Annotated in this window: 27 protein-coding genes; 12 read left to right on the top strand and 15 right to left on the bottom strand. The window is 71.1% G+C overall.

Annotation, left to right across the window (positions count from 1 at the left end; genetic code table 11):
* Positions 1-4: 4 nt before the first annotated feature.
* The gene (locus ACF1FZ_RS05280; RefSeq protein ID WP_391772019.1) at positions 5-892 is read left to right on the top strand and encodes a spermidine synthase; all 888 of its coding nucleotides are present in this window, start codon (positions 5-7) and stop codon (positions 890-892) included.
* A gap of 6 nt (positions 893-898) precedes the next feature.
* Here ACF1FZ_RS05280 and ACF1FZ_RS05275 read toward each other — a convergent pair whose 3' ends face one another.
* Positions 899-1,453 carry a hypothetical protein gene (locus ACF1FZ_RS05275; protein WP_391772018.1) on the bottom strand — a complete coding sequence of 185 codons (555 nt, stop codon included), beginning with the start codon at positions 1,451-1,453 and terminating at the stop codon, positions 899-901.
* A 77-nt stretch (positions 1,454-1,530) separates the two neighbouring features.
* Here ACF1FZ_RS05275 and ACF1FZ_RS05270 point away from each other — a divergent pair, with 77 nt between their 5' ends.
* The 7 genes from ACF1FZ_RS05270 to ACF1FZ_RS05240 all read left to right on the top strand — a co-directional run bounded on the left by ACF1FZ_RS05270 (position 1,531) and on the right by ACF1FZ_RS05240 (position 11,111).
* A complete protein-coding gene (locus tag ACF1FZ_RS05270; RefSeq protein ID WP_391772017.1) occupies positions 1,531-2,235 on the top strand; it encodes a response regulator transcription factor in 705 nt (234 codons plus the stop codon).
* The gene (locus tag ACF1FZ_RS05265; protein ID WP_391772016.1) at positions 2,232-3,641 is read left to right on the top strand and encodes an ATP-binding protein; all 1,410 of its coding nucleotides are present in this window, start codon (positions 2,232-2,234) and stop codon (positions 3,639-3,641) included. The genes ACF1FZ_RS05270 and ACF1FZ_RS05265 overlap by 4 nt, the downstream gene beginning before the upstream one ends.
* A gap of 1,109 nt (positions 3,642-4,750) precedes the next feature.
* On the top strand, positions 4,751-6,073 hold the full coding sequence (locus ACF1FZ_RS05260; protein ID WP_391772015.1) for an extracellular solute-binding protein: 1,323 nt from the start codon (positions 4,751-4,753) through the stop codon (positions 6,071-6,073).
* Positions 6,074-6,243: 170 nt separating this feature from the next.
* Entirely contained in the window at positions 6,244-7,242 is a 999-nt protein-coding gene (locus ACF1FZ_RS05255; RefSeq protein ID WP_391772014.1) for a carbohydrate ABC transporter permease, read from the top strand.
* Between the two features lie 15 nt (positions 7,243-7,257).
* A complete protein-coding gene (locus ACF1FZ_RS05250) occupies positions 7,258-8,178 on the top strand; it encodes a carbohydrate ABC transporter permease (protein WP_391772013.1) in 921 nt (306 codons plus the stop codon).
* A gap of 208 nt (positions 8,179-8,386) precedes the next feature.
* Positions 8,387-9,844: a GH1 family beta-glucosidase gene (locus ACF1FZ_RS05245; RefSeq protein WP_391772012.1), complete on the top strand. Its 1,458-nt coding sequence runs from the start codon at positions 8,387-8,389 to the stop codon at positions 9,842-9,844.
* 220 nt (positions 9,845-10,064) lie between these two features.
* Positions 10,065-11,111, top strand: coding sequence for a LacI family DNA-binding transcriptional regulator (locus ACF1FZ_RS05240; RefSeq protein ID WP_391772011.1), 1,047 nt, complete (start codon positions 10,065-10,067; stop codon positions 11,109-11,111).
* 119 nt (positions 11,112-11,230) lie between these two features.
* Here the strand turns inward: ACF1FZ_RS05240 and ACF1FZ_RS05235 are convergent, their stop codons facing one another.
* From ACF1FZ_RS05235 to ACF1FZ_RS05185, 11 genes are read right to left on the bottom strand one after another with little or no spacing between them, the layout of a single operon-like run.
* The gene (locus tag ACF1FZ_RS05235; RefSeq protein ID WP_391772010.1) at positions 11,231-11,707 is read right to left on the bottom strand and encodes a hypothetical protein; all 477 of its coding nucleotides are present in this window, start codon (positions 11,705-11,707) and stop codon (positions 11,231-11,233) included.
* Between the two features lie 47 nt (positions 11,708-11,754).
* Positions 11,755-12,165: a gas vesicle protein K gene (locus ACF1FZ_RS05230; protein ID WP_391772009.1), complete on the bottom strand. Its 411-nt coding sequence runs from the start codon at positions 12,163-12,165 to the stop codon at positions 11,755-11,757.
* 52 nt (positions 12,166-12,217) lie between these two features.
* Positions 12,218-12,478 carry a gas vesicle protein gene (locus tag ACF1FZ_RS05225; protein WP_391772008.1) on the bottom strand — a complete coding sequence of 87 codons (261 nt, stop codon included), beginning with the start codon at positions 12,476-12,478 and terminating at the stop codon, positions 12,218-12,220.
* Complete coding sequence (locus tag ACF1FZ_RS05220) at positions 12,475-13,299, bottom strand: GvpL/GvpF family gas vesicle protein (RefSeq protein ID WP_391772007.1); 825 nt, start codon at positions 13,297-13,299, stop codon at positions 12,475-12,477. Before ACF1FZ_RS05220 ends, ACF1FZ_RS05225 begins: the two co-directional genes overlap by 4 nt.
* Entirely contained in the window at positions 13,296-13,766 is a 471-nt protein-coding gene (locus ACF1FZ_RS05215) for a gas vesicle protein (RefSeq protein ID WP_391772006.1), read from the bottom strand. The genes ACF1FZ_RS05220 and ACF1FZ_RS05215 overlap by 4 nt, the downstream gene beginning before the upstream one ends.
* Before the next feature lie 36 nt (positions 13,767-13,802).
* On the bottom strand, positions 13,803-15,089 hold the full coding sequence (locus ACF1FZ_RS05210) for an SRPBCC family protein (RefSeq protein WP_391772005.1): 1,287 nt from the start codon (positions 15,087-15,089) through the stop codon (positions 13,803-13,805).
* Positions 15,082-15,678, bottom strand: coding sequence for a hypothetical protein (locus ACF1FZ_RS05205; RefSeq protein WP_391772004.1), 597 nt, complete (start codon positions 15,676-15,678; stop codon positions 15,082-15,084). The genes ACF1FZ_RS05210 and ACF1FZ_RS05205 overlap by 8 nt, the downstream gene beginning before the upstream one ends.
* A gap of 26 nt (positions 15,679-15,704) precedes the next feature.
* A complete protein-coding gene (locus ACF1FZ_RS05200) occupies positions 15,705-15,962 on the bottom strand; it encodes a gas vesicle protein GvpG (protein ID WP_391772003.1) in 258 nt (85 codons plus the stop codon).
* A gap of 36 nt (positions 15,963-15,998) precedes the next feature.
* The gene (locus ACF1FZ_RS05195; RefSeq protein ID WP_391772002.1) at positions 15,999-16,712 is read right to left on the bottom strand and encodes a GvpL/GvpF family gas vesicle protein; all 714 of its coding nucleotides are present in this window, start codon (positions 16,710-16,712) and stop codon (positions 15,999-16,001) included.
* A gap of 3 nt (positions 16,713-16,715) precedes the next feature.
* A complete protein-coding gene (locus ACF1FZ_RS05190) occupies positions 16,716-17,162 on the bottom strand; it encodes a gas vesicle structural protein GvpA (protein WP_391772001.1) in 447 nt (148 codons plus the stop codon).
* A gap of 60 nt (positions 17,163-17,222) precedes the next feature.
* The gene (locus tag ACF1FZ_RS05185; protein ID WP_391772000.1) at positions 17,223-17,522 is read right to left on the bottom strand and encodes a gas vesicle protein; all 300 of its coding nucleotides are present in this window, start codon (positions 17,520-17,522) and stop codon (positions 17,223-17,225) included.
* 868 nt (positions 17,523-18,390) lie between these two features.
* Here ACF1FZ_RS05185 and ACF1FZ_RS05180 point away from each other — a divergent pair.
* Positions 18,391-19,551, top strand: a complete 1,161-nt coding sequence (locus ACF1FZ_RS05180; RefSeq protein ID WP_391771999.1) for an acyl-CoA dehydrogenase family protein — start codon at positions 18,391-18,393, stop codon at positions 19,549-19,551.
* Between the two features lies 1 nt (position 19,552).
* Entirely contained in the window at positions 19,553-21,616 is a 2,064-nt protein-coding gene (locus ACF1FZ_RS05175; RefSeq protein WP_391771998.1) for a SpoIIE family protein phosphatase, read from the top strand.
* A gap of 419 nt (positions 21,617-22,035) precedes the next feature.
* Here the strand turns inward: ACF1FZ_RS05175 and trxB are convergent, their stop codons facing one another.
* Together trxB and ACF1FZ_RS05165 are read right to left on the bottom strand one after the other, a co-directional pair.
* Positions 22,036-23,010 (bottom strand): thioredoxin-disulfide reductase, encoded by a 975-nt coding sequence (trxB, locus tag ACF1FZ_RS05170; RefSeq protein ID WP_391771997.1) that lies wholly within the window; start codon positions 23,008-23,010, stop codon positions 22,036-22,038.
* Positions 23,007-23,471 (bottom strand): phosphotyrosine protein phosphatase, encoded by a 465-nt coding sequence (locus ACF1FZ_RS05165; RefSeq protein WP_391772215.1) that lies wholly within the window; start codon positions 23,469-23,471, stop codon positions 23,007-23,009. Before ACF1FZ_RS05165 ends, trxB begins: the two co-directional genes overlap by 4 nt.
* 275 nt (positions 23,472-23,746) lie before the next feature.
* Here ACF1FZ_RS05165 and ACF1FZ_RS05160 point away from each other — a divergent pair, with 275 nt between their 5' ends.
* Entirely contained in the window at positions 23,747-25,018 is a 1,272-nt protein-coding gene (locus tag ACF1FZ_RS05160; protein ID WP_391771996.1) for an APC family permease, read from the top strand.
* 119 nt (positions 25,019-25,137) lie between these two features.
* Positions 25,138-25,647 (top strand): DoxX family protein, encoded by a 510-nt coding sequence (locus ACF1FZ_RS05155; protein WP_391771995.1) that lies wholly within the window; start codon positions 25,138-25,140, stop codon positions 25,645-25,647.
* 10 nt (positions 25,648-25,657) lie between these two features.
* On the opposite strand, the gene ACF1FZ_RS05150 is transcribed toward ACF1FZ_RS05155, so the two are convergent.
* On the bottom strand, positions 25,658-25,963 hold the full coding sequence (locus tag ACF1FZ_RS05150) for a PadR family transcriptional regulator (RefSeq protein ID WP_391771994.1): 306 nt from the start codon (positions 25,961-25,963) through the stop codon (positions 25,658-25,660).
* Between the last annotated feature and the right edge of the window lie 274 nt (positions 25,964-26,237).

Below are 26,237 nucleotides of genomic sequence, written 5' to 3'. Positions count from 1 at the left end.
ACGCGTGGCACGTCGTGGAGCGGTCCGGGGCGCGGGCGACCGGAAGCGGCCGGAGCGTCAGCGGGAGCCCGTGTCCGCGACGGTGGACGGCGGCCTCGCCGAGCTCGTGCCCGACCGCGAGCGCCCGCGCGCCTGGACGCTGCTGCTGGACGGCGCGCCCCAGTCCCACGTGGACCTGGACGACCCGGCTCACCTCTCGTTCGCATACCAGCGCAGGCTCGGCCACGTCATCGACCTCGCCGCGCCGCCCGGCAGGCCCCTGCAGGCGGTCCACCTCGGCGGCGGGGCCTTCACGCTCGCCCGGTACATCGCCGCGAGCCGTCCCCGCTCCACCCAGCAGATCGTGGAGATCGACGCGCCGCTCGTCCAACTGGTCCGCCGGGAACTGCCGCTGGACCCGCAGGCCCGGATACGGGTGCGCTCGGTGGACGCCCGCGCCGGACTCGGCAGGATCCAGGACGGCTGGGCGGACCTCGTCATCGCCGACGTCTTCGGCGGGGCCCGCACCCCCGCGCACCTCACCTCCGCCGAATTCCTCGCCGAGGTGCGCCGGGTGCTGAAGCCCGGCGGCCAGTACGCCGCCAACCTCGCCGACGGCCCGCCGCTCGCGCACCTGCGCGGGCAGATCGCCACGGCCGCGTCCCTCTTCCCCGAGCTGGCCCTGGCCGCCGATCCGGCCGTCTGGCGCGGGCGCCGCTTCGGCAACGCGGTCCTGGTCGCCTCCGGCCTGCCGGTCGCGGTCGCCGAGCTGACCCGGCGGGTCGCGGGCGACCCGCACCCCGGCCGCGTCGAGCACGGCCGCGCGCTCGCCGACTTCACGGGGGGCGCCGCCGTCGTCACCGATGCGGGCGCCAAGCCCTCCCCCGTGCCGCCGCCCGGCACCTTCACGTAGGCGGGGCTACGGGTCCACCGTCTGCACCATCGGCGGATGACCGTTCCAGGTGCAGAAGACGGACACGGTCGCGCCCGCCCCGTCGCCGAAGTCCACCCGGATCCACCCCGGGTTCGTCCACACCTGCATCGACCAGCCCGGCTCGGGCGTCGCCGAGACCAGCTTCGCCGAGTCCTTCGCCAGCTCCAGGACGACCCTGCCGCCCCGCGTCGGGTAACTCTTCACCTCGCCCGGGACGGCCGGAGGCGCCGAAGGCTTCGCCGGGCTCGCGCTCGCGGCCGGCGGACGGGAGGACGGCCGCCGTGGAGGGCGGGGGGAAGGTGTGGGTGCGGCCCGGGAGGCCGCGGCACCCGGCGGGGGAGAGGGGAGCGCGCGACGCGTCGAGGACGACACGGGCGCGTCCGTGGGCTGCCCGCCCCGCGCCCCCGCCGGGATCGGGACGGCACGCGGAGGGTCGTACGCCGTCCCCGACATGACCGTGTGCACGCCCCACCACGACAGCGTGACCGCCGCACCCGTGGCGAGCGACCAGGCGATCGCGTGTACGAGTCCTCGTTGCATCGGGCACATCCTGCACCACCCGCGCGGGCGCCGTCCTGGAGGGAGCCCGCTTCCCCGTATGGGCTACGGTGCGGCGCATGCCCAGTGTGCTCGTGGTCGAGGACGACCAGTTCGTACGTTCCGCCCTCATCCGGCACCTGACCGAGGCCTCGCACACGGTGAGGAGTGTCGGCACCGCGCTCGAAGCACTGCGCGAAGTCGCGCACTTCCGCTTCGACGTCGTCGTCCTCGACCTCGGGCTGCCCGACCTCGACGGCGCCGAGGCCCTGAAGATGCTGCGTTCCATCACCGACGTACCCGTGATCATCGCGACCGCGCGGGACGACGAGGCCGAGATCGTCAGGCTGCTCAACGACGGGGCCGACGACTACCTGACCAAACCGTTCTCGGTGGAGCACCTCTCCGCCCGCATGGCGGCCGTGCTGCGCCGCACCCGCGGAGCCGGCGCCGGGGCCCCGCCGCCGCGGGTCATCCAGGTCGGCGGGCTCTCCGTCGACCCGCTGCGCCGGCAGGCCGAACTGGACGGCACGGTACTGGACCTGACCCGCCGTGAATTCGACCTGCTGGCCTTCCTCGCGGGCCGTCCCGGTGTCGTCGTCCCCCGCCGCGAACTGCTGGCCGAGGTCTGGAAGCAGTCCTACGGGGACGACCAGACCATCGACGTCCATCTCTCCTGGCTGCGGCGCAAGCTGGGCGAGACGGCCGCCCGGCCGCGCTACCTGCACACCCTGCGCGGAGTCGGAGTCAAGCTCGAACCACCGGCCACGGGGCCGTCCGCATGAGATGGGCCCTGGTCAAGGTCTGCCTGGCCGTCACCGCCATGGTCGTGATCGCCTTCGCGGTGCCGCTCGGGCTCGTCATCAAGGAGATGGCCCGCGACCGCGCCTTCTCCGACGCCGAACGGCAGGCCGCCACCATCGGTCCCACCCTCACCGTCACCACCGAACGCGAAGAGCTGACCCGGGCCGTCCTGTCCACCGAGCCCGGCGGCCGGGGGAGGCTCGCGGTCCACGTGCCCGCCACCGGGCCGGGCGGCTCCCGCCTGGAAATAGGCACCCGGCGCGCCGCCCGCGAGGACCTGGAGGCCGTCGGCACGTCGGGACGCGCCTCCATCGCCGACGTGCCGGGCGGCTCCGCGCTGCTCCAGCCCACGGCGCTCGGCTCCGGCGGCATCGCGGTCGTCGAGGTGTTCGTGCCCGAGGGCGCGGTCACCCACGGCGTCGGTACGGCCTGGCTGGTGCTCGCGGGGGTCGGGACCGCGCTGGTCGTCGGCTCCGTGGCCGTGGCCGACCGGCTCGGCGTACGGATGGTGGAGCCGGCCCAGCGGCTCGCGGGCGCCGCCCAGGACCTGGGGGAGGGGAGGCTGGGGACCAGGGTCCCGGAGGAGGGGCCCACCGAGCTCCGCTCCGCCGCGGCCGCGTTCAACTCCATGGCCGACCAGGTGGTCCAGCTCCTGGCCAACGAACGTGAACTGGCCGCCGACCTCTCGCACCGGCTCCGCACCCCGCTCACCGTGCTCCGCCTCAACGCCGCCTCCCTGGGCGAGGGCCCGGCCGCCGAACAGACCAGGGCCGCCGTCGAACAGCTGGAGCACGAGGTCGACACGATCATCCGTACGGCGCGGGAACAGCGCCCGCAGACCCAGGGCGGGCCCCCGGGCGCCGGAGCCGGGTGCGACGTGTCCGAGGTCGTCCGGGAACGCATGGGGTTCTGGTCGGCACTGGCCGAGGACGAGGGCCGCACGGTGCGGCTGGCGGGTGTGGACCGCACGGTGCGGGTCCCGGTGGCCGGACCCGACCTGGCGGCCGCACTGGACGCCTTGCTCGGCAACGTCTTCCGGCACACCCCGGAGGGCACCGCCTTCGCCGTCGACGTGCACCACAGCGGCGACGCGGTGATCGTGCTGGTCTCGGACGCCGGTCCCGGCATACCCGATCCGGAATCCGCCCTGGTCCGCGGTGCCGGCGGACGCACCGGAGGGCGGGACGCGGTGGGATCGACCGGACTCGGCCTCGACATCGTCCGCAGGGTCGCCGAATCCACCGGCGGTGACCTGCGGATCGGGCGGTCGGTGCTCGGCGGCACGGAGGTGCGCATCTGGATAGGGCTCGACGGCGGCCGGGCCGAGCGCGCGCGTCGCGGGCACCGGGTGGGCCGGCGGAACGGAAGGCGGGGGCCTCGGCGGTGAGGGGCGGAGCGCGGGATTCCGTGACGCCCGGCGAGCCGGGGCGGGCCTGTGGACCGGCCGGTCGGCGGAGGGCGGGGGCGCTCAGGTGCGGCCGGCCTTAACCGGCGCCGATGCCCTCCTTAAGCAAACCCTAAGAACAGCGACTCCGGCCCCGTGGGCCTCCTTCGCCCGGTCCGTGGCGGCTAGCGTGCAGACGCGGCCACCACCCCCGGCAGGACAGAGGCAGGAACGCGATGGGCACCAGTACGCTCCGCTGCACGACGAGCACCCGCACGAAGGCGGTCGGCGCCCCGGCCGCCGTGCACGGCGCCGCCTTCGTGCCCACCGGCGCGGCGCGGTGCGTCCGGCACCTCCGGTCGGCCCGGCGCCCGTACGGCTTCTTTGGGTAGTCCGGCGCCCGTACGGCGGCTCCGGGCAGCCCGGAGCCCTCTTCGGCCACCGCCCCCTCGACGCGCGCCCCGGCCGTCCCCCACACCCCCCACACCCGGCCGGGGCGCGTGCCCCCACCGCGGCCCCTCCGCGTCCGCCACGGCGCGCGGAGGGGCCCGCCGCCTCTGCCCGTGGGGGACGAAGCGGAACCGCCTTGCGCCACGGTGGAGTTCGGGGAAAGAACACGGAAACGCCCCGTGGCCCCCCTCCACCCCCTCGCGGGGCCCCGACCCGTTCATTTTCCGGCGGGCGTCCTCGCGCGGCGGAAGCGGTCACCGCCCTCACGAACATGGCGCGGAAACCGCGCCCTGCGCCGGCCCGTCCGGGCGCCGGACCGGCGAGACATGGTTCAACACCCCTATGACCTGCGGGAATTCAGATACCCACGACCCACCCATGCAGGGAGTTCGAGTAAACGCAAGCCCTCGGCTGGACACGTTCCCGTGACTTGCAGGACACGCTCGGGCAACGGAAGCGTCTTCAACTCTTGACACTCACCCCCTTGAGGCAGCAACCTTCCGGCATCAGCGCATGGGAGCGCTCCCATTTCGAACGAGGTTTTTCGCTCGTACGGGGACGGCACCGCCCATGTCCTCTCCGTACCACCGGCACCCGCACCCACCGGCGCGTATGCCGAGCAGATCGAACGCCAGTCCCACCCTGGAACAAGGAGTAGTGGAATGCGCATCACCCGCACCGTCGCAGGTCGAAGCCGCAGAACCGCCGTCATGGCCACCACGGGCCTCACGGCCACCGCCCTGCTGCTGACCGGCTGCGGCGATTCCGAGTCGGATTCCGAAGGCGCCGACGCGAACGGGAACATCACCCTGACCGTGGCCGACTTCGGCCAGTTCGGCTACAAGGAGGCGGGGCTCTTCGAGAAGTACCACGAGCTCCACCCCAACATCACGGTCAAGGAAAACGTCGCGGCCGACGAGAAGGTCTACTACCCCAAGTTCCTCCAGCAGCTCAACACGGGCAGCGGACTGGCCGATGTGCACGGCATCGAGGTCGGCCGTGTGAAGGAGCTCGTCGACACCAAGGCGGACGCCTTCGCCGACCTCTCCAAGGTGGTCGACACCGACCAGTGGGTGAACTGGAAGGCGCTGCAGGCGACCACCGACGAGGGCAAGGTCATCGGTGCCGGCACCGACATCGGTCCCATGTCGATCTGCTACCGCCGTGACCTCTTCGAGAAGGCCGGTCTGCCGACCGACCGCACCGAGGTCGCCGCGAAGCTCGCCGGCGGCTGGGAGGACTACCTCAAGCTCGGTGAGGAGTACAAGAAGAAGGGCCCCAAGGACACCTTCTTCATGGACTCCGCCAGCGCCATGTACAACGGCGTGGTGAGCTCGGACTCGGAGCAGTACTACTCCAAGGACGGCAAGCCGATCTACAAGGAGAGCGCCGGCGTCAAGGCGGGCTGGAAGCTCGCCACCGAGGCGGTGGACAAGAAGCTGACCCAGGGCCTGGCCCAGTTCAGCCCGCCGTGGCAGGCGGCCCTGCGCAAGGGCAGCATGGCCACCGTCGCGTGCCCGGCGTGGATGGCCGCGCAGATCTCCACGTACGCCGGTGACGAGTTCAAGGGCAAGTGGGACATCGCCCGCACCCCGGGTGAGACCGCTGCCAACTGGGGTGGCTCGTTCCTCTCCGTGCCCGCGAAGGGCAAGCACGTCAAGGAGGCCGGTGAGCTCGTCAAGTGGCTGACCGCGCCCGAGCAGCAGGCCGCCGTGTTCAAGGCCGCCGGTCTCTTCCCGTCGAACAAGGGCGCCTACGAGCTCCCCGACGTGAAGAGCGCCAAGCTGGAGTACTTCAACAACGCCCCGATCGGTGAGATCTACGCCGAAGAGGCGCAGGTCATCCCCGCGGCCGTGCTCGGCCCGAAGGACGGTGTCATCAAGGACACCATCTCCACCCAGATCAACAACATGGAGCAGCGCGGCACCAGCCCGGAGGACGCCTGGGACGCGGCCACCAAGGCGATCGACAAGGTGATCGGCTGACCCTCGCCGGTGCGGCCGGCCGGGGCGGCTTCCACACGCCCCGGCCGGTCCGCACCGGTGCCGGTCCCCGCACCGGCACCGCGCACCTTCACCGACACCTCCGCCGGACCTGACCAGAGGTCCGGCCTGCCCCTGCGGTGTCGGCACACCCCAGGGAAGGACTCCCACCTGTGGCAACCACCACCCCCACCAGGGGCGTAGACGGCTCCCGGCCCGGCCGCCGCGGCCCGAAGCCCATGTCCCCCGGCCGCCAGGCCTGGCGCAGCCGGCTGTGGCGCTTCGACGACAAGGCTTCGCCCTACGCCTACATCGCGCCCTTCTTCCTCGTCTTCGGGGCCTTCGGGCTCTACCCGCTCGTCTACACCGGCTGGATCGCCCTCCACCGGGTGGAGATGACCAGCCTCGACCAGATGGAATGGGTCGGCTGGGAGAACTTCAGCAACATCCTCCAGGACTCCGAATTCTGGACCTCCGTCTCCAACACCTTCATCATCGGTGTCATCTCGACCGTCCCGCAGCTGATGATGGCGCTGGGCCTCGCCCACCTGCTGAACTACAAGCTGCGGGCCAGCACCTTCTGGCGCACCGTGATCCTCACGCCGTACGCCACCTCGGTGGCCTCCGCGGCCCTGGTCTTCGCCCTGGTGTTCCGGGCCGACGGCGGCCTGCTGAACTGGGTCCTCGGCTTCTTCGGTGTCGGCGAGACGAACTGGGTCAACGGCCACTGGACGTCCAACATCGCCATCGCCATCATCGTGATCTGGCGCTGGACGGGCTACAACACCCTGATCTACCTGGCCGCGATGCAGGCCGTCCCGTCCGATCTGTACGAGGCCGCCTCGATCGACGGAGCCTCGCGCTGGCAGCAGTTCCGCAACGTGACGATTCCCGCGCTGCGGCCGACGATCCTCTTCACGATCGTCATCTCGACCATCGGCTCCATGCAGCTGTTCGGTGAGCCCCTCCTCCTCGAGGGCGGCGCCAACGGGGCGCAGGGTGGTACCGAGAACCAGTACGAGACGCTCAGCATCTACCTCTACAACTACGGCTGGAACCTCGGGCACCTCGGTCCGGCCGCCGCAGTCGCCTGGGCCATGCTCGTCCTGCTGCTGCTCATTGCCGCGATCAACTGGCTCATCGGGCGCTTCGTGCGCAAGACCGCGGCCTGACGGGGAGCGATATCCATGACCACCACCAGCCCCATCGCCGCTCCGGACCGCCGCGTCTCCAAGACGCCGGTCCGTGACGAGCCCCCGCGCCGCCGCCGCTTCAAGCCCGGAGCCGGCCGCCAGCACCACGCGGGCCCCTTCGCCTACTTCGCACTCGTGGTCGTCGGCCTCGGCTCGCTGTTCCCGCTGTACTGGACCCTCGTCGCCGCGTCCCGTACCCAGGAGGAGGTGCTGGACACCACGCCGCCGCTCCTCCCGGGCGGCAACCTGCTCAACAACCTCGAGGCGGCCTGGGAACAGGCCAACCTCGGCAAGGCCATCGTCAACACGGTGATCGTGTCCTCCAGCATCACCCTGGCGACGCTGTTCTTCTGCACCCTGGCCGGTTACGCCTTCGCCAAGATGCGCTTCAAGGGCCGCGGCGTCCTGATGACGATGGTCATCGCCACACTCACGATCCCCCCGCAGCTCAGCGTCGTGCCGCTGTTCATGATGATGTCGGACATCGGCTGGGGCGGACAGCTGGAGTCGGTGATCTTCCCGACCCTGGTGAGCGCGTTCGGTGTGTTCTTCATGCGTCAGTACCTCCTGGAGGCGCTGCCGTACGAGCTCATCGAGGCGGGCAGGGTGGACGGGGCGAACAACCTGCGCATCGTGTGGAGCATCGTGCTTCCGGTCGCCCGACCGGCCATGATGGTGCTCGGCATGCTCACCTTCGTCCAGGCCTGGAACGACTTCTTCTGGCCCTACCTCGCACTGAACCAGCAGAACCCCACGCTCCAGGTGGCCCTCGGCCAGCTGAGCGCGTCCTACGTGCCCGACCAGAGCATCGTCATGGCGGGCGCGCTGATCAGCACCCTGCCGCTGCTCGTCGTCTTCGTGATCTTCGGCAAGCAGATCGTCGGGGGCATCATGTCCGGCGCCGTCAAGGGCTGATCCAGGCCCGCACCGCTCCTCCCCGGTCCGATCCCGGCCCCGCTGTCCCCGGTCCGATCCCGGCCCGCCCTCCGGTCCGGCACCGGCCCCCTGCTCCGTCCCCGGTCGGCTCAGGCCGTTCCGTACGGCCCGTGCCCGACCACGGGCCGTACGGGCCGGGGTCCCGCACTTCCTGTCCTTGTCCCTCCACTCATGGGAGCGCTCCCGCATGACTGTCGTACGACCTGACACCACACTGAAGCAGGCGCCCGAGACACAGTTCCCCACGGGCTTCATCTGGGGCGCGGCGACCGCCTCCTACCAGGTCGAGGGCGCCGCCGCCGAAGACGGCCGCACCCCGTCCATCTGGGACACCTTCAGCCGTACGCCCGGCAAGGTCCGCAACGGCGACACCGGTGACATCGCCGCCGACCACTACCACCGCTACCGCGACGACGTCGCGCTCATGAAGCAGCTCGGGCTGAAGGCGTACCGCTTCTCGGTCTCCTGGTCGCGGGTCCAGCCCACCGGCCGGGGCCCGGCCGTCGAGCGCGGCCTGGACTTCTACCGCAAGCTCGTCGACGAACTGCTGGACGCCGGGATCATGCCCGTCGCCACCCTCTACCACTGGGACCTCCCCCAGGAGCTCGAGGACGCGGGCGGCTGGCCCGAGCGAGTGACCGCCGACCGGTTCGCCGACTACGCCGCCATCGTCTCCGGCGCCCTCGGCGACCGCGTCGGCATGTGGACCACCCTCAACGAGCCGTGGTGCTCGGCCTACCTCGGTTACGGCTCCGGTGTGCACGCCCCCGGCCGCACCGAGCCCGCGGCCGCACTGCAGGCGGCCCACCACCTCAACCTCGCCCATGGCCGGGCGATCGAGGTTCTGCGCGCCCAACTCCCCGCTGCAGCGCAGACCTCGGTCACCCTCAACCTCCACCAGGTCCGTCCGCTCACCGGCAGCGAGGCCGACGCGGACGCCGCCCGCCGCATCGACGCGGTCGGCAACCGCGTCTTCACCGGTCCGATGCTGCGCGGGGAGTACCCCGAGGACCTGATCACCGACACGTCGCACCTCGTGGACTGGTCGAAGCTGGTCAAGGACGGCGACCTCGCGACCATCTCGCGCCCGGTCGACGCCCTCGGCATCAACTACTACTCGCCGACGATCGTCTCCGTCCCGGAGCAGGGCGCCGACTACGCGCGCAGTGACGCCCACGGCGCCAGCACGCACTCCCCCTGGCCCGGTTCGGAGCACGTCGCCTTCCACCTCGCCGAGGGGAAGGAGCGCACCGCGATGGACTGGTCGATCGACCCCGACGGGCTCTACAGCCTGCTCATGGACGTCACCCGCGACCACCCCGGCCTCCCGCTGATGATCACCGAGAACGGCGCCGCGTTCGACGACTACATCTCGCCCGAGGGCAAGGTCCAGGACCCCGAGCGGGTCGCGTACCTGCACGGCCACCTCGACGCCGTGCAGCGGGCCGTCGCCGACGGCGCGGACGTCCGCGGCTACTTCCTCTGGTCACTGATGGACAACTTCGAGTGGGCGTACGGCTACTCGAAGCGCTTCGGTGCGGTCTACGTCGACTACGCCTCCCAGCGCCGCATCCCCAAGGCGAGCGCCTACTGGTACTCCGACGTGATCCGCCGCCACGCGCTGCCCCCGGTCGGCACCGTCTGACCTCCACCAGGACGAACAGCGGGGCCCGGCACACCGCCGGGCCCCGCTTCTCCTTGCCCGACTCACGTGCCCGTCATCCGGACCCGTACGCTTGGGAGCGCTCCCAAGGGGTGTGGCGCTGCAGAGGACCGCCGGGTCCGGACAAGTGCCGAGGGATCGTACGGCGGGACTTGGTTTGGCCAACCCGCTGTGAGAAATTGACGGCGAACGGGAGGCAGCCATGGCGGCAGCGCGAGTACGGAGTGGCGGGCGGCCCACGCTCGAAGAGGTAGCGGCCCGGGCCGGAGTAGGGCGGGGCACGGCCTCACGCGTCATCAACGGCTCGCCGCGGGTCAGCGAACAGACCAGGGAGGCCGTGGAGGCGGCCGTCGCCGAGCTGGGGTACGTGCCCAACCGTGCGGCGCGGGCGCTCGCGGGCAACCGCACGGACGCCATCGCCCTCGTCGTACCCGAGTCCGAGACCCGGTTCTTCGCCGAGCCGTACTTCTCCGACATCGTGAGGGGCGTCGGTGCGGCCCTCGCCGACACCGAGATGCAGCTGCTCCTGACCCTCGCGGGCAACGACCGTGAGCGCCGCCGGCTGGCCCAGTACCTGACCGCGCACCGGGTCGACGGGGTGCTCCTGGTCTCCGTCCACGCCGACGACCCCCTGCCGGACCTCCTCGAACAGCTCGGCATGCCCGCCGTGATCAGCGGCCGCAGGCACGCGGCGGAGACGCTGCCCTCCGTCGACTCCGACAACTTCGAGGGTGCCCGCGCGGCCGTGGACCACCTGATATCGCGAGGCCGCCGCTCCATCGCCACGATCACCGGCCGCCTGGACGTCTACGGCGCCCAGCGCCGCCTCGACGGTTACCGCAAGGCCGTCGCCGCGGCGGGCCTCGACCCCGACGAGCGGCTGATCGCACCCGCCGACTTCAGCGAGGAGGGCGGTGCCCGCGCGATGCGGGAGCTGCTGGAGCGCCGCCCCGACGTGGACGCGGTCTTCGCGGCCTCCGACGTGATGGCGGCGGGAGCCCGCCAGATCCTGCGCGAGTCGGGCCGCCGCATCCCCGACGACGTGGCCCTGATCGGCTTCGACGACTCCGCGGTGGCCCGCCACATGGACCCGCCCCTGACGAGCGTGCGCCAGCCGATCGAGGAGATGGGCCGCACGATGACCCGCGTCCTGCTCGAGGAGATCGCCCACCGCTCCTCGGGCGACGCCCCGCAGGAGCGCCCGAGGATCGTGCTGCCGACGGAACTGGTGGTGCGGGAGTCGTCCTGAGGCCGAGGTTCGCGGGGCGCCGGGCGACCGGCCCGCACCCCGGTGGAACCCGTACGGCACGAAGGAGGGCCGACAGCGTCTGTCGGCCCTCCGGGGGCAGGTGGGTGCCGGCGGACCGGTCAGAGCCGGCCGCCGGTGAGGCGGGTGATCGGACCCATGTGGGTCTTCGCCGTCTGGCGTCCGAGGGCGAACGCGCCACCGACGAGACCGCCGAGGCCCGCTGCGGCGCCCACGGCCACGGCCTTGCGGTGCTTGACGACGGTCCACGCGGTCGTCGCGGTCGACGTCACCTTGCCCGCCGTGTTCATGACGGTCTGCCGGCCGGTGTCCCAGCCGGCGACGGCGGCCCGTTTCGTCGCCGTGCCGGCCGACCGGACACCGGTCTCCGCCGACTCGGCGGCGTTCTTGGCGGTGGACTTGGCGTCCTGTGCCGATGACTTGGCCTTCGAGGCTGCGACCGCCGAGCCGGACTTGGCCTGGTCTCCGGCCGCCGCAGCGGTCCGGCGCCCCTTGGCGGCCGCCGTCCGGGTACCCGTACCGGCCTTCGCCGCAGAACCGTTCACATTCTTCTTGGTTTCTTCGCTCTCTGCAGTCATGGTGTTCGTGTTACCTCTCGACGCGGCTCGAAACGGAGCACCGGAATTCAGCCGGAATCCCTCGGGAGCAGTGAACCCAGCGGGCCCAGGTCCAGGTTGAGGTCCTCCATCGTGAGGTCGTAACGCTCGCAGAGCTCCGACATCCGGTCCTGGAGGATCATCAGCGTCATCCCGATGCGTTCCTCCTGGTCCTCGCGGAGGTCACCCACGTCGACCCGGTGCAGGGCTGTGCGCTCCATGAGCTGGCGCAGGAGTTCCACGATCGTCAGCACCAGTTTGATGAGGTCGCGTTCCACCGTGTCGGGGTCGGTCTCCAGGCGCTGGGCCAGTCCGCTGCGTGTGCCCTGCTCGTCGGGGCCCGCGGGCACGAGGTCGAAGGCGCGGGCCGCCGCCTGCGCGACCTCCTGGAGGTTCGCCGCCTGTGTGCGCGGCTGTGCTTCCCCGGCTTCCTCACTCATGGACTGCTCCTCGTTCGTTCACCGCTGCCGTGCGGCGGCATGCGTACGGTCCTCACCACGGCGCCGGTTCCTCCGACGTGATCGACCGGATCACCGCGCGCAGGTTGATGTGCACCAGGTCGACGTCCGCGACGGAGAGCACCAGGTCTCCCGTGAGCACCGCTCCGCCGTTCAGCAGGCGGTCCAGCAGGTCGATGAGCGCCACCTGGCGTCCGGCCAGCGACTCGATGGAGTCGTCGGGCGCGGCGGAAAGCCCGGCGCGGGGTTCGGCGAAACCCGCGCCGGGCATGGCCGCGTTCAGTTCGTCGTTCACCGCGGCTCCCCGCCGCCCGCGGCGGGCGGTGTCGCGAAGGAGTACGGCGCCCAGGGGCCCGTGATCTCGACGCGCACGCCCGGGGCGTCGTCGGTGAGCCCGGCGAGAGCCGCACGGAACGCGTCGGCCCGGGTGCCGTGGACCAGGTAGGCGTCATTGACGATGTTCTCGCCCGCCGCCTGGGCCAGGTCTCCCTGCTGCGGACGGTGCGTCACGTGCGCAGCGGCGATGCCGGCCACCCGGGTGGCCACCTCGGAGGCCACCGCTCCCGCTGCCCGGTAGGTCCTGCGGTGGTTCTGCTGCTGGGCCCGGCGCCTCTGCAGATACGCCCGTCCCGGGCTCGCCGCCGTGTCCGGCTCCGGGCCCCGGCTGCTCACCGCGACCGCCTCGCGGGGATCGGCGTAGACCTTCACGCCCAGCTCGACATGACCTTCGAGGCGGGCGAGCAGAGCGGAGAACTCCGGCTCGCGCTCGCCGAGCATTCCGCGCACGCGTTCGTCGTCGAGGTAGACCGTCATCAGGCGCATGGGCAGGACGGTCGCGTGCCCGTAGGCGGCTTCGACGACCGCGTGGTGGGTACGCGCCAGCACCTCCAGCCGGCCGAGATCCTCCATCTGCGCCTTCACACCCTCGGTCCCGTACGACGAGGAGGGGACGGACGAGACCAGGGCCACGAGTTCCCCGGCGCGGACCGCCCGCAGTGGGCCTCCCTCCAGTCCGGGCCGGCCCGTGAGTGCCTCGTCGAGCGGGGTCCCGGCGCGGCTGACGGCGTAGACGTAGGACATCGCCGAGCCCGTCGCCGGATCCACTTCCGCAGTCACTTCGTCTCCTCGCCTTCCGCGTTCTCCACCTCGGCCCGCCCGGGAAGCGCGTCCTGGCCGGCCCCGGCGCCCGAAGCGGCAGGCAGCCCCACGGCGGCCCGCAGCTCGGCTATCTCGGCCCGCAGCCGTGCGTTCTCCGCTTCCACCCGGTCCACCGCCGCATCGTCGCGCGGAGCACTCCGTACCTCCGCCCCCGACCCGGGACGGGCCCGGGAGGAGAGCGAGGGGTCGTGCTCCCACCAGTCGATGCCCATCTCCTTGGCCTTGTCCACGGAAGCGACCAGCAACCGCAGCTTGATCGTCAGGAGTTCGATGTCGAGCAGGTTGATCTGGATGTCACCCGCGATCACGACGCCCTTGTCCAGGACACGTTCGAGGATGTCGGCCAGATTCGCGGAGGACTGCTGCTGGCCGTACGGGGACGCCGCCGAAGAGGCCCCCATACGGCCGGCCAGTGAGTCGGTCACTTCGGATCAGTCCCATCCGTGCTGTGGAGAAGCATGTCAGCTGCGTGCGGAAGCGGTACGACGACGGGAGCGGGGGGCCGGCTCCTCTTCCTCTTCCTCGTCGTCGAGGGGCTCCTCGTCCTCCAGGGGCTCCTCCTCCGCGTCCGCGTCCTCATAGGTGTCGTCGGCCCGGGGCTCGTCGGCGGGAGCTTCGTCCTCCTGCTCCTCGTCGACCTCCGCGTCCTCGTCCTCATAGGTGTCGTCGGCCCGGGGCTCGTCGGCGGGAGCTTCGTCCTCCTGCTCCTCGTCGACCTCCTCGGCCTCGTCGTCCGGGGCCTCGTCGGTCTCCTCGGCCTCGTCGTCATACTCCGCGGCGGCTTCCTCGTCCTCCCCGTCGGCGAAGTCGTCGTCCTCGTCGTCGTGCCCGGAGTCCGTCCCGTCGTCGTGCCCGGAGTCCTCCGCCTCGGACCCCTCGGAGCCGTTCTCCTCCTCGGCGCGGGCCTCCTCCTGCTCGACCGCCTCGTCGTGGTCCATGACGACCTCGCCGTCACGGATCTCACCGCGCCAGCCGTCGGTCGCCTCACCGCGCATCATGATGAACTTGCGGTAGAGCTTCAGATCGAGGCGGGCCCTGCGGCCCTGGGCGCGCCAGATGTTGCCGGTCTTCTCGAACAGTCCCTTGGGGAAGTACTCGAGGACGAGCAGGACCCGTGTCAGGTCGTCGGTGAGCGCGTGGAACGTCACCACGCCCTTGACCGTCCCCTTGGCACCCTCGGTGGTCCAGGTGATCCGCTCGTCCGGGACCTGCTCGGTGACGTTCGCCTTCCAGCTGCGCGTGGACTTGGCGACCTTCACCTTCCAGTTGCTGCTGGTGTCGTCGGCCTTCTCGACACTCACGACGCCCTTGGCGAAGGTGCTGAACTCCTGGAACTGCGTCCACTGGTCGTACGCCTCGCGCACCGGCACACCGACGTCGATGTCCTCGGAGATCGTGACGCTCTTCGACTTGCCTCCGCCGCCCTTGCGCCCCTTGCCGAACAAACCCTTGACCTTGTCCTTGACGACGTCCTTCAGATGGGAGGCACCCGCGCCGACGGCTGCCTGCGCCGGCGACTTGCCCTCGCTGAGCGCCTTGCCGCCCTTGGCGAGGCTCTTCACCGCACCACCGGGGGCGTCCTTGCCGTCCGCGAGCCTGCCGACCCCCTCGCCGAGCCTCTGGCCGAGACTGGTGACCGTGTGCAGCGCCCGGGCCCTGACGTAGTTCTGCAGCTCGTCCTTGAGGCGGTCGGTGGCGGGGTTGTTGACCACGTCGTCCTTGAGCTTGCCGAAAGCCGTGTCAGCCATTGCTGCCACCCCGGTCCCGGCGCGCGTTCGACGAAGCCGTCCTGCGGGCCCCGGAGGCGGCCTTGCGGGCCGGAGCAGCCTTCTTCCGGGCACCGCCCGACGCGGTACGGCGGGCTCCGGACGCGGCACCACCCGCGGACTTGGCCGACTTCTTGGCTGCCGCCTTGCGGCGCGGGGCCGGCTTCTCCTCGGCGGCCCCGCCGTCGGAGTCCTCGGAGTCCTCGTCCCGCGCGTCGCGGTCATCGTCCGTCGCGTCGTCCGCGTCGTCCTCGTCCCGCGCCTTCGCGCCGGAAGGATCCTCGAGATCGAGGGTGCGCTTGCGCAGGGAGTCGGCGAGGCCGGTCGCCCGCTGCGTGAGGGCGTTGGCCGCGGCCGTCTTGGTAGCGCCCACCAGCTCCTTGCGGACCTGGTCGTTGACGGTTCCGAGGAGCGGTGACTCGGCCAGCATCCTGCCGAGCTGCTTCGGATCCAGGCTCAGCTTCTTGCCCGCCAGGAACATCCCGAAGCCGATCGCCAGTTTGGCTTTCTTCGTGCGCCCCAGTAGGTACCCGCCCACGAGGGCCGCACCTATCTTCGCGTTGCCGGTCATCTGTTGAGCACCTCAATCTCCCAGGATCAGGAATTGTCGTTCAGGCGTCTCTGATAGGTCTCGCATTCGGCGAGCCAGTCGAGCAGTTCGTCCTCGCGCCGGTCGAACTCTTCCTCGTCGATGTCTCCGCTCAGCAGTTCACGCTCCAGCTCGGCCAACTGCGTGCGTACAGGGCCGGGATCGTAGTGTTCGCGTTCGGCGGCCTGGACCACCTGGTCGAGAACCCAGACCGTGCCGCGTACCGGGGCGAGCGGAAGGGTGAGCAGCTGGGAAATGAGGCCCATGCGTGGGTACCTCCCGTCATCTGCGAGGGCTGTACGTCAGACGAAGCTGTAGGGCGGGAGCGGGCCGTTCAGTGCGAACGTGTAGTCGTCGCCCCTGCGCTCGGCCTCCTCGTGGACCGCCTGGGAGAAGGCGGACGCCTGGTCCCGCCGCACGAGATAGGACACGTTCAGGAAATGGGTCTTCGTGGGCTCTCCTTCGGAGACCCGTTCCGCGGCGCCCGACAGGGCGGCCGCCACTTCCTTCCCGAGCGCTTCCTGCCTGGCCTGGACCTCGCGCGAAACGAGCTCACCGAGGGCCATCTTCTGGTCCTGCGCCCCCGGATTCTGCCGGGTGTACTCGCTGAGCCGGCGGGCTTCCTGCGATTCGGTGAGGATTTCCCGCAGCAGGCTCTCCTCCTCGCGGGACACCTTCACGTTGTACTCGAGGCGGCCGTCCAGCTCGGAAAGACGGGCCGTGTAACTGTCCTTGCCCTGTTCGAGTGCGGCACGTACCTGCTCGTCGTCCGGCCCCACCAGGCCGAAGCGCATCGGCAGTGCCGCGCCGTCGGCCATCAGCCGTTCCAGCACGCTCTGGTGGGCGACGAGATCACGCCGCTTCGCCCGCAGTTCGGCCGGGGTGTCACTGACCACCGCACTCAGCTCGGCCGTCCTGACGGTGCGCAGGTCCGACGCCGGTTCCCCGACTCCGGACAGACCGTCCAGCCGCAGTGGGTGGTCGGCCGCCGTGATGGCGTAGATGTAGGTCGGCATGGGTTACTCCTCCCGCTGGGCCGTACGGCGGCTGCTGCTCGAAGCGGAGGTCTTGCGAGCCGGCCGCTTCTCCTTCTCCTTGTCGTCGGAGTCGTCACGGCCGCCCTGGAGGGAGTCCGTGAAGGCTTCGACCGCGCCGGTCAGCGCGCCTTTCGACTTTCCTTTGGCACCGCTCTCCACCGTGTCCCCGACGATGTCGGTGAGCTGGGCCGGTGCCTTGCGGCCCGATTCCAGGTCCAGCCGGTTGCACGCCTCGGCGAAGCGCAGATACGTATCCACACTGGCCACGACGACACGTACGTCGATCTTGAGGATCTCGATTCCGACGAGCGAGACACGAACGAAGGCGTCGATGACGAGCCCCCTGTCGAGAATGAGCTCAAGAACGTCGTAGAGATTTCCGGAACCGCCCCCACTGCCGGAGGCGTTGCTCTGCTGCACGAGACTCATGGTCGGTCTTCCTTCCAATGAGTTGTTTCAGGGATACGGGAACTCGGCGGCCGGATCGGCTCAGCGGTCGACCTGGCCCCGCGAGTACCGTCGAATTCGTTCGTAGCCCACGAGTTGGCCCTGGCCGTCGAGCCTCACGCGATAAGAGGCCATGACGCTCATGGTGTCCGGGATCTTCTCGATCTCGAGGACTTCCACATCCGCCGTCCAGCCGTCGTCCGTCGCGTTCAGCGAGGACACCGAGTCGGGCTCGCGCTGGAGGAGGGCGGCAAGCTGTTCGGCTGCGTTTCGCATCGCCGTGGAGACATCGACCCGGCCGTTGCCGCCGTGATCGCTCTTGGTGTTCTCGGTCGTCGCCATGTGTTTCACCTGCCGTGCGTCTTCGTGGCTTCCTGCCGGCCCGTTCGGTCAGCCGCTCGTTCGGGGCTGCACTGCGGGTGCCCATGGGATCCGAACGTATGCATGAACCTTCCTCACGTCTTCCACACAGCTGCGGATGTTCGGCGCGCAACGGCCCCGGCCGCCCTCACTCCGGCCGGACCACCGGGTGCACACGAAAAGACCCTGCCGCGTCGGGGGACAGCGCGGCAGGGCCTGTACGGCCGGGTGCCCTGTGAACGGCCCGTCATGCGTCACGCGGGCCTGTATGGCGGGTGTCACTGCCTCGGATCCAGCGCGAAGGTGACGGGCGGCACACACAGGCGGAGCAGGAACGACTCGGCCCCAGGCCGGTCGTCCCGGATCAGGGCCGATCACCCAGGACGGACAAGGGCACGTGCTCTGTGCTGCCTTCCGATCGAGACCTGCGGCTTTGCCACGCACGTGTGGATGAGTGGAGGCGTATGCATGACGCGAAGTGCGGTGCTGCGCCGCTGGACGCGATCCGGTCCGGCTGGGGCCAGGCGCTTCCGCCCTCCGGGCACAAGTGGCGCCGAAGGTGAGCGGCCGGTCCCCCGGCGGCGCAGCCCGTCACCGAGCGGGAACCGGTCGAAGGGACCGGAGCGGACCAGGCTGATGGCGGCGCCGGACACACCCGGTTCCGCTGCGAGCGGCTCCTGGTGAAAGAGATCCACCCTGTGCCGTTCCCCGTCGACGGTCTGCGACTACGGACGGACGTCGGCCACAAGGGCCGGCGATGCCCTGTGTCGTAGGCTGGCGGCTTTGTGCCGGCCGATACTCGCGGAAGTCCTCCGCGAGATGGCGGGCACACGATGGGCGGAGCAGAGCGATGACGGGTATGGAGCTGGGCGCTGCGGTCTCCGTGGCGCGGGAGATCGCCGCGAACGATCTGGCCCCTCGGTCGGCATCCGTGGACGAGCAGCAGCGGTGGCCGGAGGAGGGCGTACGAACTCTGCAGCGCAGCCTGGGCGGGCTCGTCGTCCCCAAGGAGGCCGGGGGCATGGGGCACGGACTGCTGGCGGTGGCACAGGTCGGTGAGGCGACCGGGAAAGCGTGTGCGTCCACCTCTATCTGCTTCGGCATGCACCTGGTGGGTTCGGCGGTGCTCTCGGCCAAGGCCAGCAGCTACCAGCGGGAGAACTACCTGAAGCCGATCGCGGCCGGGGAGCATCTGACGACGCTGGCCTTGTCCGAACCGGCCACGGGCGGGGAGTTCTGGCTGCCGCAGACCCGGATGGAGCGCGGTGGGCCGGGCCGGCTGCGCCTGACCGGCGGCAAGAGTTTCGTCACCAACGCCGCTCATGCCGATTCCTATGTCCTGTCCGCAGTGGCGTCCGGACCGGACACGCCTCCGGGGCAGTTCTCCTGCACCGTGGTGGACGCCGACACACGCGGACTGGTGTGGGGTGAGTCCTGGCAGGGCTTCGGAATGCGGGGCAACGCCTCACGGGGGCTGGATCTGCCCGGCGTGGAGATCCCGGACCGATGTCTGCTGGGGGAGCAGGGCGACGAGATCTGGTACGTCTTCAACATCGTCGCTCCCTACTTCCTGATGGCGATGGCCGGTACCTACCTCGGCGTCGCCGCGAACGCGCTGGAAGAGGCCCGCACTCATCTTCTGCGGCGCAAGCGGACGCGTTCGAACCGGCACCCGTCCGGCCACCAGGTCGTCCAGCACCGCCTGGGCACGATGTGGGCCCGGGTGGAGCGGACGCGACGGCTGATCTACCACGCCGCCGCCGAAGCGGACATCGGCGGGCCGGAGGCGCTGCTGGGCCTGGCCTCGGCCAAGGCCGAGGTCGCGGAGGCGGCCGAGGCCACCGTCAACGACGCCCTCACCCTCGTCGGCGGTGTCGGTTACGGCGAACGCTCCCCCCTGCACCGCATGCTGCGCGACGCCCGCGCGGCTCACGTGATGTCGCCCGGCACCGACATGCTGCGTGTGTGGGCGGGCCGGGCTCTGCTGGACGAACCCCTGCTGGAAGGCTGAGATGGGCCCGGACGCTCTGCCCCTGGTCCTGCTGGTCGACGGGGACGGCCCGACGGCGCGTGCCCTGCGCGAGGAGCTGGAGGACGTCGCCGAGTTCGCCGAGACCACGGTCGGCGACGCACCGGCCCTCACCTCCGGCACACCCGGTGGGCGCCGCCCCACCGTGGCGGTGCTCACCCAGGAGGTGCCCGCCCCGGCGGGGCTGGTCCACTCCCTGCGGCCGCATCCGGCCGACCTGGTGGTCGCGGTGATGCCCACTTCTGCCACCGAGGCCGAACTCGCCACCCTCCCCCTGCTTTTCCCGGGGGACGTGGTCACCCAGGTGCACGAGCGGACACGATCGCTACCCGCCGCCGTCACCCACCTGCTGCACGCCCTGCTGACGCGCCGGGACCACGCCGCAGCCCAGGCGGCAGCCCAGCGGCAGCTGTCCGCCGGCACCCCGGCGATCAGCCGACAGCTCGGAGAGCGGCTGCTGGGCCAGTTCCTCACCCAGGCCCCCATCGGTGCACTCATGCTCGACGGCGAGGTGGTCATCGCCTGGAACCGCCGCGCCGCCGAAGCCCTGGAGCTGACCGAACCCGGATGTCTCCACAGGCCGCTCACCGAGCTGTTCCCCACGGAGGAACGCCTCGCGCTGCAGCGGCACCTGACCGCTGCCGGACAACCACACACCGCCGAAGCCGACACCGTCTTCGAACGCACCCGGTCCGACGGCACCGCCCAGGCCCTGCGCGTCGCCGCACAGCAAGTCCTGGACGGCGAAGGCCGCGCCCGCACCCTGGTTCTGGCCGACGACGTCACCGACCGTCTGCACGCCCAGCGAAGACTCACCGAACGCACCGGGCAGGCCCTGCTCATCGCCGAAGTCGCGGCCGCCATGACGGAACCCGGGTCGCTGGCGCATCGCCTCCGTCGATGTGTGCGCGCCGCGGCCGACCGCCTGAGCGCCGACCGGGTGTGTGTCTGGACGACGGACGAACAACGTCAACTGGCCCATACGACCTGCGCTGATACCGACGCCGACTCGACCGGCCCGGAACCGTGCCAGGACACACACCGCCACCTGGTCGAGCAGGTGCTCACCACACTCCAGCCCCATCTGGATGTCGCCCCGCCGGCAGCGGGCCCGCGCCCCGGCCTCGGACGCGGTTCGTTCGCCGGGTACCCACTGATCACCGGTGGCCAGCTGATCGGCGTCCTGACCCTCACCACACGGCTCGCCCTGCCAGGTTCCACCCTCACCACCCTGGAGAACCTCGCCGACCAGATTGCCGTCGGCATCCAGCAGGACCGCCTTCTGCACCGGCTGCGCGCCACCACCCAGGCCCTGGAACGCCCCCTGCTCCCCCCGAGCCTGCCCGACCTGCCCGGCTTCGATCTCGCCGCCCGCTACGTCCCCTTCGGAGAGGGCCTCCATATCGGTGGCGACTTCTACGACGCCTTCACCGCACCCGACGGCCGCCACGTCCTGGTCCTGGGCGACGTCTGCGGCAAAGGACCCGCCGCCGCAGCCATCACCGGTCTGGTACGCCACACCCTGTGGGCGGCCACCCAGCACACCAGCGACCCCGGTTACGTCCTCCCTCTGATCAACAAGGCCCTGCAACGTCAGAACGCCCCCTTCTGCACCCTCCTCTACGCCGTCCTGGACCCTTCCCGCGCCTCGGCACGTCTGCGCATCGCCTCCGCCGGGCATCCCGCACCTCTGCTACGCCACGCCGACGGCCGCACCCGCCCCCTCGACCTGCACGGGCCCCTGCTGGGCGTCCTGGACACCCCGCACCACCCGGTGAACGAGCTGGAACTGCGCCCCGGGGAGTCACTCGTGCTCTACACCGACGGTTTCACCGAGGGCGCCGGCTCCCAGGACCCACGGGAGCCCGCAGACCTCGCCGCGCTCGTCGCCGCGGCCCCGGTGAGCGGCGACACCACCTCCGAGGATCTCGTCGCCGCCATGCTGACCAGTACCCGCGACTGGTGGGGCTCCCGGTTGCGTGACGACCTCGCCGTACTGGCCCTCACCGCTCTGCCTGCCGCGTGCGTCACCGCCCGGGAGCGGTAACGGCCCGGCGGAGCGACGACAGCAGAGTCAAGCCGCTGCCACCGTGCGAGGTGGACGCCGGGTCGGCATCACCGGCCTGGTGCCAGAGGGTCCCGGCCCCGGTACGTCCCCGGCTGGTGCCGGGGCTGCCGGTGTACAGGCCGGGGCCGGGGGTGGACGAGGCCGCCGCCTTCGGCGAGTACCAGCTCGCCATCGCCTTCGAGCAGACGCTGCTGTGACCACGCAGCTTTGTTGGCAAATAGCGGCGCAGGTTGTCGCTGGTCGGACGGCTGTGTCGCTGCGTAGGAGGCAAAGGCGCAGCAGGATAGTTGGCAAGCTGTGGTCACCGAGTGTGATCGGCTCGCTTTGCCGATGACTTGATGCGAGAACGACGACGAGGCCGCCCGGAGCATCCGGGCGGCCCCGTCTGCGAGTGCTGCTCAGGCCGGGACGGCAGCGGTCACCGGCTCGGTCTCGGCCGCGCCGCGGGCGGCGAGGTAGCGCTCGGCGTCCAGGGCTGCAGCGGCGCCGGTGCCGGCGGCGGTGACGGCCTGACGGTAGGTGTGGTCGACGACGTCTCCGGCGGCGAACACCCCGGGGAGGCTCGTGCGCGTCGTCGGAGCGGCGACAGTGATGTAGCCCTCGGCATCGAGGTCGAGCTGGCCGGTGAACAGCTCGGTGCGGGGGTCGTGACCGATGGCGATGAACAGCCCCGTCACGTCCAGGTCGCGGGTGGCACCGGTGAAGACGTCGCGCAGGACCACGCCGCCGAGCATGCCGCCCGCTTCCTTGATCTCGGCGATCTCACTGTCGAAGGCGAAGGAGATCTTGTCGTCGGCGAACGCGCGGTCCTGCATGACCTTCGAGGCCCGCAGGGTGGAGCGGCGGTGGACGACGGTGACCGACTTGGCGAAGCGGGTGAGGAACGTGGCTTCTTCCATGGCGGTGTCGCCGCCGCCGACCACGACGATGTCGCGCCCCTTGAAGAAGAACCCGTCGCAGGTCGCACACCACGACACACCGCGGCCGGACAGCTCGTCCTCGTTCGGGAGGCCGAGCTTGTGATAGCCGGAGCCGGTCGCGATGATCACCGTCCTGGCGCGGAGGACGGTACCGGCCGAGTCGGTGAGGAGCTTGACGTCGCCGGTCAGATCGACGGAGACGATGTCGTCGTCGATCATCTCCGCGCCGGACTTCTCGGCCTGGGCTCGCATGTTCTCCATGAGGACCGGGCCGTCGACGCCCTCGGGGAAGCCGGGGAAGTTCTCCACCTCGGTCGTGGTGGTCAGCGATCCGCCGACGAAGATGGAGCTGCCGAACAGCAGGGGGCGCAGCTGGGCGCGGGCGGTGTAGAGGGCGGCGGTGTATCCGGCGGGGCCGGAGCCGATGATGACGACGTCGCGTATCTCGCTCACGCCGTCGCCTCCGGCTCCGCCGGGGCGATCTCGGCGATCAGGCCCTCGATGCGGGTCTTGATCTCGTCGCGGATGGGGCGTACGGCTTCGACGCCCTGGCCGGCCGGGTCCTCGAGCTTCCAGTCGAGGTAGCGCTTGCCGGGGAAGACGGGGCAGGTGTCGCCGCAGCCCATGGTGACGCAGACGTCCGACTCGCGGACCGCGTCGACGGTGAGGATCTTCGGCGTCTCCTTGGAGATGTCGGCCTCGCTCGGCGACATCGTCGCCGTGCCACCCGTCCGCACCGCCCGCGATGCGGGACTCCTGACCGCAAAGCCGATGTTCGCCCGGCTCACCGCCAACGGCGCCCGGTGGGACGACGGCAGTCGGAGCGGTGCGGATGCGGTGATCCGGTGCACCGGCTTCCGCCCGGCACTGGCCCGCCCCGCCCCGCTGAACCTGCGCGGCCCGCGCGGACGCATCCCCACCGACGGCACCCGTGCCCTCGGTGAGCCGCGGCTGCACCTGCTCGGCTACGGCGACTGGACCGGCCCGGCCTCCGCCACGCTCATCGGCGTCGGCCGCCCGGCCCGCGATGCGGCCCGCGCCCTCACGGCCCTGCTGCACCGACCTCCGGTCGTACCTCAAGGAGACCCGGCCGCGCCCCGGGACCAGGGGATGGAGGACGGCCCGACTCCCGTATCGTCTGCCGATATCGATATCCGTCATGGATGTCTGTGTCGCCGAGGAGTGAGCGATGAGCAAGCAACCGACCACTGCCGGAATGCCGGACGAACTGCACCGCCGGCTCGGGGTCTCCGACGCTGTGCTGATCGGTCTCGGATCGATGATCGGCGCCGGGATTTTCGCCGCGCTCGCCCCTGCCGCGCGGGCCGCCGGGTCGGGGCTGCTGATCGGCCTGGCGCTGGCCGCCGTGGTGGCGTACTGCAACGCCACCTCGTCCGCCCGGCTCGCCGCCCGCTACCCGGCCTCGGGCGGCACCTACGTCTACGGCCGCGAGCGGCTCGGCGCCTTCTGGGGCTACCTGGCAGGCTGGGCATTCGTCGTCGGCAAGACGGCCTCCTGCGCGGCGATGGCGCTCACCGTCGGCTCATACATCTGGCCGGGCCATGCGCACGCCGTCGCGGTCGCGGCGGTGGTGGCGCTCACCGCGGTGAACTACACCGGGGTCCAGAAGTCCGCACTGCTCACCCGGGTCATCGTGGCCGTGGTCCTGGCGGTGCTCGCCGCCGTGGTGGTCGCCGCCCTCACCTCCGACGGGGCGGACGCGGCGCGGCTGCACGTCGGGTCGGACGCGACCTTCGGCGGGGTGTTCCAGGCGGCGGGGCTGCTGTTCTTCGCCTTCGCCGGCTACGCGCGCATCGCCACCCTGGGCGAGGAGGTCCGGGACCCGGCCCGCACCATCCCCAGGGCGATCCCGATCGCCCTGGGCATCACCCTCGTCGTCTACGCCGTCGTCGCCGTCTCCGTCCTGATGGTGCTGGGCCCGGAAAATCTGGCCGAGGCGACCGCGCCACTGTCGGATGCCGCGCGGGCCGCGGGCGCCGACTGGCTGGTCCCCGTCGTCCGCGTCGGCGCTGCCGTCGCCGCGCTCGGCGCCCTGCTCGCCCTCATCCTCGGCGTCTCGCGCACCACCCTCGCCATGGCCCGCGACCGGCACCTGCCGCACGCCCTAGCCGCCGTCCACCCGAAATTCAAGGTGCCGCACCGCGCCGAGCTGGTCGTCGGCGCCGTCGTGGCCGTGGCCGCCGCGACCGGAGACCTGCGCGCGGCGATCGGCTTCTCCTCCTTCGGCGTCCTGGTCTACTACGCCGTCGCCAACGCCTCCGCCTTCACCCTCACCCCCGAGGAGGGCCGCCCCGCCCGGGTCATTCCGGTCGTCGGGCTGGCGGGCTGCCTGGTACTGGCCTGCGCGCTGCCCGTGTCATCGGTGGTCTCCGGCGCCGCGGTCCTGGCCGCCGGCGCCGCCTGGTACGGCGTCCGCCGCCGGTTCGCCGCCCGAAGCTGACCACCCGCCAACCCGTACGACGCGCCCGCTCCATGGAGGCGTGAAACCACCGGTGCCCCTCTGCCTCGCGAGACGATATCGACATCCGATACGTCTCCGCATGGCAGAGGGGCACCCGCATGACACCGCCCAGCAGCACCTGGCAGGCGAAGCTCACCGCCACCGACGCGCCCGCCGCGGCCATCCTCATCCGCCTCTACGTCGGCGCCGTCTTCCTCTCCGAGGGGATCTTGAAGTTCCTGCGCCCCGACGCCCAGGGCACCGGCCGCTTCGACAAGGCCGGCATTCCCGTACCCGGCTTCTTCGCGCCGCTCGACGGCTTCTTCGAGATCGCCTGCGGCCTGCTGATCCTGGCCGGCCTCGCCACACGCCTCGCCGTTCTGCCGATGATCGTGAACATGCTCGGCGCGCTGCTGATCACCAAGCTGCCGATCCTGTGGGGCGACTCCCCTTTGTTCATCGGCAAGTCCGGGTGGTGGGACCTCGCCCACGAATCCCGCACCGACCTCGCCCAGCTGTGCGGCAGTCTCTTCCTGCTCCTCGTCGGCGCCGGCGCCTACTCGCTCGACGCCCGCCTCACCCGCCGAGCCGCCAGCCCGGCGGCGGAGGCCGAGGCCCCGAACCGCTAAGGCGCCGGATCTACGGGGCGTCGTCGCCGAGGACCTCGCGGGCCAGCTCCTTGAGCGCCTTGCGGTCTTCATCGAGGGCCTTCTTCCCGGCCTCGGTCGCCTTGTAGACGCGCCGGGTACGGCCGTCGACGACGCGCTGTTCCGAGGTCAGCAGTCCGTCCGCTTCCAGGCGGTGCAGCGTCGGATACAGCGTGCCGGGGCTGACCTGGTAGCCGTGCGAGGCCAGCTCCTCGGTCATCCACGCGCCGTGGATCTCCTCCTCGGCCGCGTGATGAAGGATGTGCAGCCGCACCGCGCCCCGCTGGAACTCCCGCACCTCTACCCCACCTCCCCGCCCTTGAGGGCAGTGACGAAACCGATATCGGTTACCGAGTCTACGACGTGGCGCACCGTTCACTCCGGCTCTGTGCGTGTGCCCCCTGTGGTCGGTGAGCCAGGCGCCGGGCACAAGACCAGGACCCTGATCCTTGGAGGCAACCGCGATGACGGACATCGGCAGGCCCGGCAGGTGGCCTGGACCGGCCAGAGGTGCGGTGACCGCCTGACTCGCCGCACCGGCCGGCAAAGCCGCCCTGCTGCTCACCGCCGCC

It is taken from the genome of Streptomyces sp. NPDC014623 (assembly GCF_043088245.1).
In the GTDB taxonomy this organism is placed as follows: domain Bacteria; phylum Actinomycetota; class Actinomycetes; order Streptomycetales; family Streptomycetaceae; genus Streptomyces.
Note: the sequence above shows the minus strand (reverse complement) of the source record. Positions and strands in the feature narration are given on the sequence as shown.